Source organism: Psychrobacter glaciei, assembly GCF_014652895.1.
Taxonomy (GTDB): Bacteria; Pseudomonadota; Gammaproteobacteria; order Pseudomonadales; family Moraxellaceae; genus Psychrobacter; species Psychrobacter glaciei.
The window spans coordinates 230,233-245,318 of the sequence record NZ_BMZR01000003.1; the positions used below are offsets into that span (position 1 = coordinate 230,233).

Annotated in this window: 11 protein-coding genes and 2 riboswitches; of the genes, 5 read left to right on the forward strand and 6 right to left on the reverse strand. The window is 44.5% G+C overall.

The genetic code is table 11. The annotated features are described in order from the left end of the window. Positions 1 to 92 precede the first annotated feature (92 nt). The 4 genes from gcvP to gcvT form a co-directional block, all read right to left on the reverse strand. Positions 93 to 2,990, reverse strand: coding sequence for an aminomethyl-transferring glycine dehydrogenase (gene gcvP, locus IE130_RS08610; RefSeq protein ID WP_189584598.1), 2,898 nt, complete (start codon positions 2,988 to 2,990; stop codon positions 93 to 95). A 62-nt stretch (positions 2,991 to 3,052) separates the two neighbouring features. Further along, positions 3,053 to 3,811 (reverse strand): nitroreductase family protein, encoded by a 759-nt coding sequence (locus IE130_RS08615; RefSeq protein ID WP_189584601.1) that lies wholly within the window; start codon positions 3,809 to 3,811, stop codon positions 3,053 to 3,055. Between the two features lie 328 nt (positions 3,812 to 4,139). Further along, positions 4,140 to 4,520, reverse strand: a complete 381-nt coding sequence (gene gcvH / locus IE130_RS08620) for a glycine cleavage system protein GcvH (protein WP_189584604.1) — start codon at positions 4,518 to 4,520, stop codon at positions 4,140 to 4,142. A gap of 69 nt (positions 4,521 to 4,589) precedes the next feature. Continuing rightward, positions 4,590 to 5,762: a glycine cleavage system aminomethyltransferase GcvT gene (gene gcvT, locus IE130_RS08625; protein WP_189584607.1), complete on the reverse strand. Its 1,173-nt coding sequence runs from the start codon at positions 5,760 to 5,762 to the stop codon at positions 4,590 to 4,592. Between the two features lie 168 nt (positions 5,763 to 5,930). Beyond that, a riboswitch (glycine riboswitch) is annotated at positions 5,931 to 6,089 on the reverse strand. A 54-nt stretch (positions 6,090 to 6,143) separates the two neighbouring features. Beyond that, a riboswitch (glycine riboswitch) is annotated at positions 6,144 to 6,315 on the reverse strand. A 237-nt stretch (positions 6,316 to 6,552) separates the two neighbouring features. Between gcvT and IE130_RS08630 the strand changes: the two genes are divergently transcribed. From IE130_RS08630 to IE130_RS08650, 5 genes are all read left to right on the forward strand, one after another. After that, positions 6,553 to 6,873: a YcgL domain-containing protein gene (locus IE130_RS08630; RefSeq protein WP_010199666.1), complete on the forward strand. Its 321-nt coding sequence runs from the start codon at positions 6,553 to 6,555 to the stop codon at positions 6,871 to 6,873. A 394-nt stretch (positions 6,874 to 7,267) separates the two neighbouring features. Beyond that, complete coding sequence (locus tag IE130_RS08635; RefSeq protein WP_189584611.1) at positions 7,268 to 7,912, forward strand: hypothetical protein; 645 nt, start codon at positions 7,268 to 7,270, stop codon at positions 7,910 to 7,912. A 378-nt stretch (positions 7,913 to 8,290) separates the two neighbouring features. Then, positions 8,291 to 9,154 (forward strand): AAA family ATPase, encoded by an 864-nt coding sequence (locus IE130_RS08640; protein ID WP_189584614.1) that lies wholly within the window; start codon positions 8,291 to 8,293, stop codon positions 9,152 to 9,154. A 94-nt stretch (positions 9,155 to 9,248) separates the two neighbouring features. Further along, on the forward strand, positions 9,249 to 10,472 hold the full coding sequence (locus tag IE130_RS08645) for a vWA domain-containing protein (protein WP_189584617.1): 1,224 nt from the start codon (positions 9,249 to 9,251) through the stop codon (positions 10,470 to 10,472). A gap of 303 nt (positions 10,473 to 10,775) precedes the next feature. Continuing rightward, a complete protein-coding gene (locus IE130_RS08650; protein ID WP_189584619.1) occupies positions 10,776 to 11,972 on the forward strand; it encodes a globin domain-containing protein in 1,197 nt (398 codons plus the stop codon). Between the two features lie 197 nt (positions 11,973 to 12,169). On the opposite strand, the gene IE130_RS08655 is transcribed toward IE130_RS08650, so the two are convergent. Both IE130_RS08655 and IE130_RS08660 read right to left on the reverse strand, forming a co-directional pair. Further along, positions 12,170 to 12,991 carry a phosphodiester glycosidase family protein gene (locus IE130_RS08655; RefSeq protein WP_189584622.1) on the reverse strand — a complete coding sequence of 274 codons (822 nt, stop codon included), beginning with the start codon at positions 12,989 to 12,991 and terminating at the stop codon, positions 12,170 to 12,172. An 83-nt stretch (positions 12,992 to 13,074) separates the two neighbouring features. Then, entirely contained in the window at positions 13,075 to 14,877 is a 1,803-nt protein-coding gene (locus IE130_RS08660; RefSeq protein ID WP_189584625.1) for an FMN-binding glutamate synthase family protein, read from the reverse strand. Between the last annotated feature and the right edge of the window lie 209 nt (positions 14,878 to 15,086).

Here is a 15,086-nt window from a genome sequence, read left to right on the forward strand (position 1 = left end):
AAAGTAAGCAAAATAAAAACCTCCAAATCAGCTACTGACTTGGAGGTTTGTTTTTCTATAAAAAGCTACTTATGACTTATCGGAGACTTCGATTACAGATAGTTTTCGATACTTGGGCACGAACACATCAGATTCTTATCACCATAAGCATCATCGATACGAGCGACGCTTGGCCAGAATTTATGAGCGCGTACATAAGGCAATGGGAATGCGGCAACATCACGGCTGTATGGATGCGTCCACTCGCTGCTGGTGATCATAGAAGCGGTGTGCGGTGCATTGACCAGTGGATTGTCTTCTAACGTCCAATTGTCTTCGCCTGCTTTGGCTTTCATCGCTTCAGCTTTGATAGATTTTAGCGCACTGATAAAACGATCTAACTCTTCTTTAGATTCAGACTCAGTTGGCTCAATCATCAACGTACCTGAAACTGGGAAGCTCATGGTTGGTGAATGGAAACCATAATCCATTAAGCGCTTGGCAATATCGCTTTCGCTGATACCAGTTTCATCCTTTAATGGACGAATATCGATGATACATTCGTGCGCGACGCGGCCGTTTTTGCCAGCGTACAGAACAGGGTAGTGATCTTTTAGCTGAGCGGCGACGTAGTTGGCATTTAACAGCGCCAGTTCAGTGGCTTTAAGCAAACCATCACGGCCCATCATGGCAATATACATCCACGAGATCGGCAAGATGCTGGCTGAGCCATAAGGCGCTGCCGATACAGCTGAACAGTCTTTTTGCGCATTATGCACAGGGCTTAAGGTATGGTTGGCCATAAATGGTGCTAAATGTGCCTTCATACCGATAGGACCCATGCCAGGACCGCCGCCGCCATGTGGGATACAGAAGGTTTTGTGCAAGTTCATGTGTAATACATCTGCACCAACATCCGCAGGCTGCATCATGCCGACCTGCGCATTCATATTCGCGCCATCCATATAGACTTGGCCGCCATGCTTATGAATCAAGTCACAAATATGACGGATGCCTTCTTCGAACACACCATGCGTCGAAGGGTAGGTGATCATCAAGGCACCTAGGTGCTCGCTATGCTCTTCACATTTAGCGGTCAAATCTTCGATGTCGACGTTACCGTTTTCATCGGTTTTAACCACGACGACTTTCATACCCATCATCATGGCAGTCGCAGGATTGGTACCATGCGCTGACATTGGGATGAGGCAAACATCACGGTCGGTCTCGCCCAATGATTCATGATAGCGGCGAATCGCTAGCAGACCAGCATATTCACCTGAAGCGCCAGAGTTTGGCTGCATCGACACATCGTCAAAACCAGTGATGGCTTTAAGTTGATCTTGTAGACTATCAATCATCGCAATGTAGCCAGTGACTTGATCGCGCGGTGCAAAAGGATGCACATTGGCAAATTCAGGCCACGTAATCGGTAGCATTTCACTGGTTGCGTTCAATTTCATGGTACAGCTACCCAATGAAATCATACTACGGTTCATCGCTAAATCTTTGTCTTCAAGCGACTTTAAGTAGCGCAGCATCTCATGCTCGGTATGATGCGAGTTAAATACTGGATGGGTCAAGATGTCATCGGTACGCAAATGCGCGCTATCAAGTGACAGGCTGGCAGTCTCAGGCAAGTCATGTGATTTACTAACGAACAGCTGGGTCAACACCGTAAAGTCATGCTGGTCGCTGATTTCACTAAAAGCGACACCCAGTTTGTTATCATCTAGACGCCATAAGTTATAACCAACATTGTCTGCATTTGCAAAAATTTGCGTCGCCAGTTTTTCTGAACCGCAATCGATAACGACGGTATCAAAGAACTGATCATGTACTACACTTAGACTGCTATCGTTGGCTTCTGTAATGACATTAGCAAACGCTGTGGCAAAAGCATGGATACGAGTGGCAATACGTTTTACGCCACCTGGACCATGATAAACCGCATACATCCCAGCGAGGTTGGCCAGCAATACTTGTGACGTACAGATGTTTGAGTTGGCTTTTTCGCGGCGGATATGCTGCTCGCGGGTTTGTAATGCCATACGTAGGGCGGTATTACCTTGCGAATCTTTTGAGACACCAATGATACGACCAGGTGCTGAGCGTTTGGCTTTATCAGAGAAAGCAAAGTAGGCGGCATGAGGACCACCAAAGCCCATTGGAATACCAAAGCGCTGGGTGCTACCCAAAGCGACGTCTGCGCCCATATCCGCTGGTGATTTTAATAATACTAAGCTCATGATGTCGCTGACGACGCTGACGTACGTTTTGTTTTTCTTAACTGCAGCGATAACGTCAGTTAAGTCTTTGACATCACCTTCAACACCGACGTATTGGAATAGCGCACCGAAATAATCACCAGATTTGGCGGTTTCAAAATCACCAACGACGACTTCCCAACCAAAGTACTTAGCACGAGTATTGATAACGTCTAACGTTTGTGGATAGACGCGATCATCAACGAAAAACTGCGTTGATTTGCTTTTGCTTACCCGCTTAGACATCGCCATGGCTTCAGCGGCTGCCGTTGCTTCGTCAAGTAACGATGCGCCAGCCATTTCTAGACCCGTTAAATCGATACAAACTTGCTGGAAGTTAAGCAAAGCTTCTAGACGACCTTGGGCGATTTCAGCTTGATAAGGCGTATAAGCCGTATACCAACCTGGATTTTCAAGGACATTACGCTGAATGACCGCAGGCATACGCACAGGCGAATAGCCTTGGCCGATGTAGCTTTTATTAACGGTGATATTATCTGCCATGGCGCGCAATTTAGCCAACGCTGCATGCTCACTCATTGCCAATGGCAAATCTAAGTCTTTGTGCAAGCGTACGGGCTCAGGCACCGTATCATTGATAAAACTCGCCATGTCTTTATAACCAATTTTGCTGAGTAAATCAGCTTGTTTGGTCTCATTTGAGCCTAAATGACGATAGACAAATTCAGCTTCGTTGAATAAACCTTGAAAGGTATCAAACGTCGGGTTTTGAGAAATAGTCATGACAATCCTTGGTTAAGGGAGTAATAAAAGGGTTTATTTAAATAGAGTAATATGGCGATGCATTAAACGTAATGTACAAATTGCTTTTGATCAAAGCGAAACTGGCTGTTGTAAATGCCATTGTCAGCACGCTCGCCAGCACCAATCATCATGATAATGTGCTGATCATTGCTTAAGCCTAACAAGCGCTTCATGGCAGGCTCATCGAAGCCGCCCATCGGACAGCTATCAAAGCCGTGCGCGCGTAGTGCCAACATGAGGTTTTCGGCAGCAAGTGCGGTATTGTTGGTCGCCCAGTTTTTGGTGTCTTCAAAGGTATAGTAAGGCGATTTAATAGGCCCTTTTACCCGTCTGACGACTTGAGTTGCGCTCCATTTAGCCGCTGATACGACGTTGGCAGGTCCACGTAAAAAGTCCATGGCAACGACTTTGGTATAATAGTCTTTAACTTTCTTCGGTACTGGCGTCTCAGGATACTCACGTAAGATCTGCTGGGCGTGGTCGTGCCAAATGTCAGTACGGGCGACAACTGCGATCAAGCGCGCTGCTGTTTTTGCTGCGTTTTGATTCATGCAGTTTTTGACGGTACGTTTGCGTTTATCAGCATTATCAATCACATAAAATTCCCACGGCTGTAGATTGCTTGAGTTCGGCGCTAGCATGGCCAAACGCAGACAATCTGCTAACACATCGTCAGGTATCGGCGTGTCAGTAAAACGACGGACTGAACGACGTGACTCGACCACCTCACGAAACGCTTGCAACTGCGGTGTGTGTTCGGGTGTGGCAATGTTGTCGTTGTTATCAGAGTTGGAAGTCATATTAGGATCCATGCTGGGGATTAAGTGATTAATTTGCTTATTACCGATGGCAGATTTTTATAGACCAAGTCAAATAGATAAGGCAAATACATTAACGAGCATATGAGGTAATAACATTGAGTAACGATCTTTCATGGCAGTATGCGTATTTAGCACAGTTGCTGAATATTTTGAAATGATAAGTGCGTCTAAAATAAAGCGTACAGATACCAGTTAGCACCAGTATCTGTCATGTTTTCACGTCATATGACTAGCGAATATAAGTGATTATCGAATATAAATGACTATCGAATATAAGCTAAATATTGATTACAAAAGAAAGCTTGGACTATAGATCGTTTTCGTACTCATCAGCCGTCATTAGTGCTTCGTAGTCAGCGATGTTGTCAGGCTTCATTCTAAAGAACCAACCTTCGCCATATGGGTCAGAGTTGATGATTTCTGGATCGTCTTCTAGCGCTTCATTAATCTCAACCACTTCACCTGAGATCGGGGCATAAACGTCAGAGGCGGCTTTTACTGACTCAACGACTGAGATTTCGTCATCAACGGCGATGATGTCACCCACGTCAGGCAGTTCAACAAACACCACGTCACCAAGCAAGTCTTGAGCATGGTCTGTGATACCGACAGTGATTGTACCGTCGTCTTCTAGACGTAGCCATTCGTGGCTGGCAATGTATTTTAGTTCTGCTGGGATATTACTCATGGTCTCTCTCCTAAGTGATAGAGGATGGTTAACAAAAAAAGTGAAAGCTAATAATAGAGTTTATAATGCCTATGAGTCAAACTGCTGCTTGCCATTACGGACAAACGGTAACTTGAGAACGCGTACATCAACGAACTTGCCTTTGCCACGTAGATCAACTTGGACATTATCATCCTCTGATACGCTGGCAGGAACACGGGCAATCGCAATCGAGTTTTTTAGACTAGGGGAGAATGTACCACTGGTAATAATGCCAGTTTGTTCATTGTCTGAGCCTTGATTAATGGTAACTGTCATGCCTTCACGTAACACACCGCGCGTCGTCAATAGGAGACCCACTTGCTTCATGGCTGTGTTGTCGTCTTTTGACTGCTGGCGTTTGCTAACCAACGCTGCACGACCAACGAAGTCGCGCTCATCTTTTAGCGCGAGCGTCCAGCCCATATTACATTCGTAAGGGCTAATGGTTTCGTCCATATCGTGACCATAGAGGTTCATGCCCGCTTCCATACGCAAGGTATCACGAGCGCCAAGACCCGCTGGTTTTACACCGTTGGCTTTTAATAGCTCAAAGAACGCTGGTGCATCATCACCATGCATAATCACTTCGACACCATCTTCACCAGTGTAGCCAGTACGAGCGACGAACCAATCAGCGCCTTCGATATCAGTCAAGTCAGCACCGACGAAAGGTTTGAGTTCGGCTAAAGTATCTGCCCAGCTTGGTTTGGCTTGTGCCAGTTTTTCGACCGCATGTGGCCCTTGAACTGCCAACATAGCAAGCTCTGGACGCTCAGTGATGGTGATGTCAAAACCTTCTGCGACTTTATTGAACTGCGCCATATCTTTATCGCGAGTGGCGGCGTTTGAGACGATACGATATTTGGTTTCATCCGCATTCATAAGATAGACGATCAAATCATCGATAACGCTGCCTTGCTCGTTTAGCATGCCAGAATACAGCGCTTTGCCAGCAGTCTTGAGTTTATTGACATCATTAGCGAGCAGTTTTTGTAACCATGCCTTAGTGTCAGCGCCTTTGATATCTGCGACGACCATATGTGAGACATCAAACATACCGGCGTCAGTACGTACCGCTTCGTGCTCTTCGATTTGTGAACCATAATGAATCGGCAATTCCCAACCAGAAAAATCCACTAACTTGCCTTCACTATCAACGTGAGACTGGTAAAGGGGCGTGCGTTTAGGGGCTGAGGTATTGGTGTTTTGAGAGTCGGTCATAACAAATCCTTATGTGTACATTAGTCATACTCGGTAGAGTAATGAGCGATGCGCAGTATCATAGTAGCGAGAAGCAATGTTGCAGGGTGCAAGCATTGCAGCCAAGGGTAGCACAGAAAAAAAAGATAAAGCCGCCAGCCAAACAGACGCTGAACGTCAGTTTAAGCAAAAGCCCTATCTGTCCTGTAACCTGAGATTTTCAACACGAACCATCACTGTTAGTTTCTAAAGCATAAGCTTCAAAAAATCAAATCAAATGATGTCGCATTTTCTCCCCTTCGGTGGGTAAGACGTCGTCCGTCCTTACCGCTCTCCAGATTTGTTATGCCCTATGTTTGGATGCGCTACGCGATTGACGGTAGACAGCGAAACAGTCGTGACATGCGTTTTTCAGTCCTTTTACCTGAGCGATTGGCAGGGTGGATGCGCCTTCGGTGGTCGTGTAGCAATTATATACGTCGTATGACCAATGCGGTTTGATACGATATTTTTTATGTTATAACCATATATTATAGTATAACTATGCTCACAAACTCTCTCCTGAAAAACGCTTTTATTATGAAAGGTTCAGGGCGCTTTTACAAGTCATCAACGCCATTAAAATGGATAATTTCGGCAAAAGTGCCTGTTTGTGAGGATAATTAGGTACTTCCGCGATAAACCGAGTACCTTTATTACTGTTTTATCGTCTCAGTTTTAGAGCGGTTGCTTATATCAAAACGTAAAGCAACTACTGAAATTTGGCTAAATTATGCTAACCTACGCCTATAGTTTCTGACAGGTGGTTTTTATGCATTGTGATATTTATAAATTTTCTAAACATGACGGCATGTATGTCTATATTGCCCGCCCTGATTATCCTGATGACACTGACGAGATTAAGGACTGGCTGGGTGTGCTACCAAAAGACTTCCGCGCAAGCTTAGGTCGCAGTAAATTTGTGATGCATCTGGATTTGGCAACCACGCCAACGCTTGCACGTGTCGATAAAGAAGAGGTACTCGCAAAATTACAGTCGCAAGGATATTTTGTACAAATGCCACCGCAAGACGTTATGCGCCGCCAAGCGGAATTACGTGCGCGCGAGGCACAAGATAACATTTACGATTGATACGTTTTTTTGAAAATTTTTCTTGATAGCTATCTCTTTGATATGTTAAATGAAAGCCACTAAGAAAAAGTTTACGACACATTTGCGCTCATGCATTTTGATAGAAAGTCGTGATAAACTAGCAGGCTATATGAGTGATGAATGATGAGCGGCAAGTTGAGTAGTCTTGTCTCCAAGGCTTCTGTCGATAACGTATACGATACTCTCGTGAATAAAACAGCACATATTATAGTCAGAGCATTTTTAAACCGCTACGGTGTTACCTATCCTAGATGTACTCAGTGTACTATCTGCGGTCGGTCGCTTTGTAGCGACTCTAAAGTTCCTTGACTATATTTATCATTAAGCGCAACAACGCGACGCACAATTTATAAACGCAGGTAACTACACACGCATGGACTGGTTAAAAGGTATTATAAACAGCTTACCGCTGGAAGCCATTAGCGATATTCTCGGTGAGATTGCTATTTGGTGGGGACAGCTGGTAAAAGACGTGCCACCCGCAGACTTACCAATGTATGCGTATCTTGGTGGTGTCGTTATTGTGTTGGTATTGTGGTTGTTGGTCGCTCGTATGCTGCCGCGACCGTTGGGTGGTATGAGTTGGATGATGTTGTTTGCCGTGTTATTGGCACCTGGCACTGCCCTTAGCGACCCAAGTGTGATTGCACCGGCCAGTATCTCTGTGGTCTATGCGATTATGATGAAAGACACAGCTGGCGCGATTACCAACATGTTACCGATATTGGTTGTCTTGGTATCAGGCTTGTTTATTGGCTTTGTTTGGCAGCTTATTCGTGGTGCGTTTGAGTCAAGTCTAGACAAAGCGCGCAGTCGTACCGCAGAAGATACGCAAGCAACCATGCAGCTGACGACGGGCAGTTATTTGACAGAAAACGCGACTTTGATGGATCCGCCTACTGTCGCTGAGCAGTCTAATAAAACGCCTTTAGCGGCTAATGCTAAAGCAGATATTAGCTTAAAAAAAGACGGTGGCTTAGCTAAGCCACCCGATGCTGAAAAGCTTGATAAGCGGTAAAGTGATATCAGAAAAGTTATACCAGAAAAGTGATATCAAAATTTTGCTAGAGGTGACTGGGTCTTTGCCTTAGGCTTATGGTAAGTACAATCAAAGCCGTTATGAATAAGAGACACTGTTAATAGATAAAAAGTATTATGAATAAAAAAAGACACCATGCGTGTCTTTTTTTATGAAAAAACGTTTTACGACTGCGATGATAAATAGTTAAAAGGCGCTCCCTATATATGTTGTTTATTAGCAATTGCGAACGCATGAGTATTTTGGCAATCAATCATGCTGTGCTAATCTAAATGATTATTTATTTGCCATCGATTGCTTTTATGCCCTTTATGGCTCTTGATAGCCTTAATCTATAACAATAACTGAGACTTGATTATGACCACGACTGATAAAACGAAGAAAAGCTTTACCGGTACGCAAAACTATATAGCCACTGACGATTTGCAGCTGGCGGTTAACGCAGCGATGACGTTACAAAAGCCGCTCCTGATTAAAGGTGAGCCGGGTACTGGTAAGACGTTATTGGCAGAAGAAGTGGCTGAGAGTTTGGGTATGCCGCTGATTACGTGGCATATCAAATCAACCACCAAGGCGGAGCAAGGTCTGTATGAATATGATGCGGTTTCGCGCTTACGTGATTCGCAACTGGGTGATGACAAGGTGTATGAGATTGGCAACTATATCAAGCCCGGCAAGCTATGGGACGCCTTTACCAGTAAAGAGCGTAGTGTGCTACTGATTGATGAAATTGATAAAGCCGATATCGAGTTCCCAAATGACTTGCTACATGAGCTGGACAAAATGTCTTTTTATGTCTATGAGACAGGCGAGACCATTACCGCGGCACAACGTCCAGTGGTTATCATCACCTCGAACAATGAAAAAGAGCTGCCCGATGCCTTTTTGCGTCGTTGTTTCTTCCATTATATTGACTTCCCAGAAGAAGAGACCATGCGCCAAATCATCGACGTGCATTTTCCTGAGATTCAAGAAAAACTGGTCAATGATGCGCTCGATATTTTTTATAAGCTGCGTAATGTTCAAGGGCTTAAAAAGCCGCCATCAACGTCTGAGTTGGTTGATTGGTTAACACTATTATTGGCTGATGATATGGCACAAGTAGAGCTGGAAGAAAACCTACGCGGTGAAAAATCTATTCCGCCGTTATATGGTGCGCTGCTCAAAAATGAAGCCGATGTGAGCTTGTTGCAACGCTTTGCTAATATGATGCGTCGTTAAGCAATAGACCATTTGTCATGATTAAAGCTCATGATTGAAGTTAATAAGACGGCTTCATTCGTCACCATATCAGCCAATAAGCGATGCGACTCTTATGTTTATCAAATTGTTCTATACCTTACGTACTTACGGTGTGCCAGTCAGTACGCGCGAGCTGCTTGATCTAAATGCTGCGCTAGATAAAGGGCTGATGATGCACCCGCATCCTGAAGATTCGGCATTGACTACCTTTGCCAGTCGCGAAGATATGTATCGGTTGATTCGATTGTGCATGGTCAAAGACGAGCGCCATTTTGATAAGTTTGATCGGGCAATGGCAGATTATTTCGAGGGTGTCGACAGTCTGGATATGGATGAGCTATTGTCTAAGCTCACAGATGTGCCCAAAGAATGGTTAGATTTAAAGCTCGATCCAAAAAATTTGACCGAAGAGCAGCGCCGATTGCTCAAAAAATATGGCTCGTTAGAGGAGCTGATGAAAGCCTTGGAAGAGCGTCTCAAAGAGCAAAAAGAGCGTCATCAGGGTGGCAGTAAATGGGTTGGCACTGGCGGTACGTCACCATTTGGTGCCTATGGCGATCATCCAGAAGGGGTGCGCGTCGGCGGTGAGTCACGTAAGCGTAGCGCGGCTAAAGTCTGGGAGCAGCGTAAATATCGTAATCTCGATGACGACAGCCAGCTTGGCACCCGTCAGATTCAGATGGCGTTACGGAATTTGCGTCAGTTTGCCCGTACCGGTAGCGCGGATGAGCTAGACATTCATGAGACTATCAAACGCACCGCCAAAAAAGGTGTGCTTGATATTCATATGCAAGCTGAGCGTCGCAATCGCGTCAAAGTATTGATGCTGTTTGATGTTGGCGGCAGTATGGATATTCATGTCGAAGCTCTGGAAAAGCTGTTTTCGGCGGCTAGAAATGAATTTAAAACCTTAGAGTTTTTTTACTTTCATAACTGTCTGTATGACTATGTCTGGAAGGACAATGATCGTCGCCACAGTGCGCCGATGCCAACGTATGAGCTGCTCAACAAATACGGTCGCGAGTATCGTGTTATCTTCGTCGGTGATGCCTCAATGTCGCCATATGAGCTGATGACAGTAGGCGGTAGCGTAGAGTATATGAATAATGAGGCAGGTATTGTTTGGCTCAAGCGGGTACTTGATCATTTTGATAAAGTGGCTTGGCTGAATCCTGAAGCGCCTTCTTACTGGCAATATACCCAAACCATCGTTGAGATCAAAAAATTAGTGGATCATAAGATGTATCCGATGACGTTGCATGGCGTAGAAGAGATGACCAATTATTTAGCGCGGTAATTTTGGCGTTTTCACCAACTTATAAAACCTGTTGATTCCCATATTTTTTGATAAAAGCAGCCGTTATGACAGCATAACGGCTGCTTTTTTGGCTAAAAAATCAGCTTTATGGCAATGCGGCATTGGTATGCTTAGTAAAATATGATAACATTCATTTAAAATGAATGTTATAGGATTATTCTGATTGGCTAAGCTGAAAAGCTTGATCACGACTGTAAAAAGCTCCAATCATCATGGCCAGTTTGAGTGTTTTATTTTTCACATCTCCGTTTATCAATGTAGTTAATGACTAAGAGAAACAACATGGCCTCACCAAAAACGTTAGAAATCGTCACCGCAACTGTTCCCGTCCTTGAAGAGCATGGAACGGCAATCACCACGGTATTTTATAAAAACATGTTTGAAGAGCACCCCGAGCTGTTGGACATATTTAACGAAACCAATCAAAAATTGGGCCGTCAACAGACGGCTCTGGCGACGACCGTATTAGCCGCTGCTAAGCACTTGGATAAATTGGCGACGTTATTGCCACAAGTCACCCAAATCAGCCACAAGCATCGTGCTTTACAAATTTTGCCCGAGCATTATCCCATCGTTGGTAAGCACTTAATCGGTGCAATCAAGGAAGTATTGGGAGAGGCTGCCAATGACGATATCATCGATGCTTGGACGGAAGCTTATGATGAGATTGCCTCAGTATTTATTCAGATTGAACATGGCATGTATAAGGAGGCAATGTGGCAGAGTTTTGCGCCTTTTGTAGTGACTAAAAAGGTAGCAGCTGCTACGGATATTGCTGCTTTTACAGTTGTACCAGCCAAGGATAATGCAGAAAGTCATCAACAGATCGACCTGAGCAAATTGACGTTAACCGCGGGTCAGTACATCACAGTGAAAACAGACCCAAAAGACAGTGACCATGTTGCGCTACGTCATTACTCTTTGTACTCTGCTAGTACCGATGCAGGTATTCAGTTTGCGGTCAGACGCGACAATCGCAATGAGCATCATGGTTTGGTCTCTAACTATATGCACGACCAATTAGAAGTGGGTGACACGGTTTTATTATCGGCACCAGCAGGTGACTTTGCGCTCAATCAAGATTTGGTACAGCAAAATGAGATTCCGCTGGTATTGATGAGTGCGGGTGTTGGTGTAACCCCTGTGCTATCTATGTTAGAAGCACAAGTATTAGCCAATCCAAAACGTCCTATTATCTGGGTTTATGCTTGCCAAAGTGAAGCGCATCATGCTTTTAATACCGAAGTAAATAAGCTATTAAAAAAGGCTGAGACTGTAGAAAAGCATGTCTTCTATTTTGAGTCGGGACAATTATTAGATGAGGCATGGCTTGCTACCTTGCCTGAGCCTGCTGATATTTATGTCTGTGGCTCGATGCCATTTATGGAAAGTATGATCGATGGGCTAGTGACGTTAGATCACGGTGTCGATAGTGTCCATTACGAACCGTTTGGTCCCAAGATGAGTCTGGGCGGCTAGTTTTTAGCTATTGACTGTTGCTAGTAATAAAAAAGCACTTGGATGACAAAGTCGTCTCAAGTGCTTTTTATGCGACATACTATAGTCGATACTAAATAAAATGCATACAGGACACCATGCTGTATCTCTTTTATATTGACATAACTATATGAGGGCAGGCAGTTGATTAGATATTAACTTTGAAATATAAAGGCAAATTAATCTTTACTTTCAACCAGTCCAATCATCACGCCCATCTCTTTTTTGTCGTGCTTATCAATGCTGGGCGCATATAATGCTGACGCAATCCCGCCATCTAAAAATAGCGCGTTTGGACAGCTTAAGTCATTCTTAAACAACGATGCAAATTGATAAAACGTCACAGGCTCATCACTATTAACAAACTGTATGCTACCGTCGTCACAAATACCTGCGCCATTACGAATCTTGAGTGAGGTGCTATCAGGATTAAATTGCGGGTGTATCTCGTTATCGATGACCAGCATAGGACCTGATTGAGTGGCATACCTAGGCTCTGCCTCATCATTTTTAAGCTGCTCATTTAAAGCATTGCTTTCAGTGATTTGTACTTTACCAGCTTTATCCCACCACAGAACACCATTTGGCAGTAAATGAAAATTGCCGCCACCTTCTTTGGTATTTAACGCGCGAATCTCTTTACCGTCGATGACGGTATAGCCAATCGGTGCATAATTTTCGTTATACATACCTGCATTCATGGCAAAGCTAAGCGATTGATTGCTTGGTAATGTCGCTAATAAATTGTCAAAGGTTAGTAGCGGCTGACTGCTATCGGAGGGCTGCCAAAACAGCTGTAGAGAAGAGCGTTCGCTATTTAACGCATCAGCATCAACACGACAGACGCTGTAAGTAAACGGTGAGTTTTGCGTCTGGCATGACCAAATTCCTGTATTACTATCAGAATCTTGTTTGGTGATGGGCTGGCAAGCACTGACGCTTAACGTAATAAGCGCTGCTGTCAGTAGAGTGTGTGGTAAGGTGAAAACGGAACTTGGCATCAATCATCTGTCTTTTTGATAAAGAGTAAAATATAAACGCTCATGAATGGTGAAATACTCATCACTATTTTTCAATACTATTTTCAGTCATTGCTAGGTGGAAATTCACGAAAAGTATTGTTGACGTTGCCGATTAACTGCCCACCGCCACTGATACTCGCAAAGTTCCCAAGACTCTGTTCCGCTGATGTGGTGGTTTCTCTACCTTTATCTCGTGAGTCTTTATTATAAGCAATGAGGGCATCATCATTAGCTAAGAAGCTATCAGAGTTCGCCATTACCCACATCTGATTGAACACGTCCGCGCGGGCGCTACTATTGAGCAGGGCACCTCTATCAGTAAAATAAAAGAATTTCGATAATAGCTTTATCTGCCCATCATCGAGGCGTCGCGCGATATGATAAGGTTGCAATTGGCTTGGGTGTTGTAAGCCGACCGCACCCACGATACTGGCAAGCGATTTTAGGGTGTTTTTATGGAAACTTGCAACACGCTCAGCTTTGCTCGGCACATCCAATGCCTTTTGGCGATACGGGTCTTGGGTGGCAACGCCAGTCGGGCAAGTGTTGGTATGACACGAGCGTGATTGAATACAGCCCACGGCAAACATAAAGCCGCGTGCTGAATTACACCAGTCTGCGCCCAACGCAATCATACGAGCAATATCGAAGCCAGAGACAATTTTACCGCTCACACCAAGTTTGATTTTATCGCGGATGCCTGCACCGACCAAGGTATTGTGTACCAATAAAAACCCTTCGACCATTGGCATACCAACATTGTCCATAAACTCGACGGGCGCTGCACCCGTACCACCTTCTGCGCCATCGATAACGACAAAATCAGGATAATTGTCCGTTTCTATCATGGCTTTGACGATGGCCATAAACTGCCAAGGTTGACCAATACATAGCTTAAAGCCAACCGGCTTGCCACCAGATAACTCGCGTAGCTGCTGCCAAAAGGCGACTAGCTCACGCGGTGTGCTAAATGCCGTATGCGAAGAGGGTGAAATGCAGTCTTGCCCCATCGGCACTTGACGTGTATCAGCGATTTCTTGAGTGATTTTGCTGGATGGTAAGACGCCACCTTTACCAGGCTTTGCGCCTTGAGATAGCTTAATCTCAATCATTTTCACTTGTGGATCAACAGCTTTTTCGGCAAAGGATTGCGGACTAAAATCACCGTTTTCATCGCGGCAACCAAAGTAACCCGTACCTAGCTCCCAAATCAAATCGCCACCGAACTTGCGATGATAAGGACTGATGGCACCTTCACCCGTGTCATGGGTAAAACCGCCTATTTTCGCGCCTTGATTAAGCGCCATGATAGCGTTTGCTGACAGACTGCCGAAACTCATCGCCGAGATATTAAATACCGACATATCATGCGGCTGCTGACAACGCTCACCGCCCACCATAATGCGAAAATCTTGGTTTTCTAAAGGCTGGCTAATGGCTGATTGCAAAAACCATTCTTTACCATGGGTGTAGAGATTGTCTAGTGTGCCAAAAGCATTGGTATCACTAACGTTCTTGGCACGTTGATAAACCAAGGCACGCTGCTGGCGTGAAAACGGTACTTGCTCTTTATCGTTTTCTAACAAATACTGACGAATCTCAGGACGGAAGTCTTCAAGTACGTAGCGGATATGCCCAGCCACTGGATAGTTTCTCAAGATGGCATGCTTTGACTGTATAACGTCATAAATCCCCAAACATACCCCAAACCCACCAAGAATAATCAGCCACCAACTCATCAATAATAGCCCTGCTAAAAATAGCAAGACAGCAGCGGCAAAAGTGCTGTAACGTAACAGCACACCGACTAAATAAGGCGAGTTGGTTTTGGGTTCAGGGTTTAGATTGGTACGAGATTGGGGCATAACGAGGCTCAATAGTAATGGTTAAATATAGTATAGATAAGATGCTCAAATTTATCGTGTATATCATACGCCAATAATATCATGGCTTAATGATTATTGAGTAACGGTGTGCTAACGTTGGCTTTATTGAGTCAACCGCTTCGATTTATACGATTCTGGATATGTTTATAGGTTCTTACCCATCTCTCCTCAAAGGGACATTGAATTTC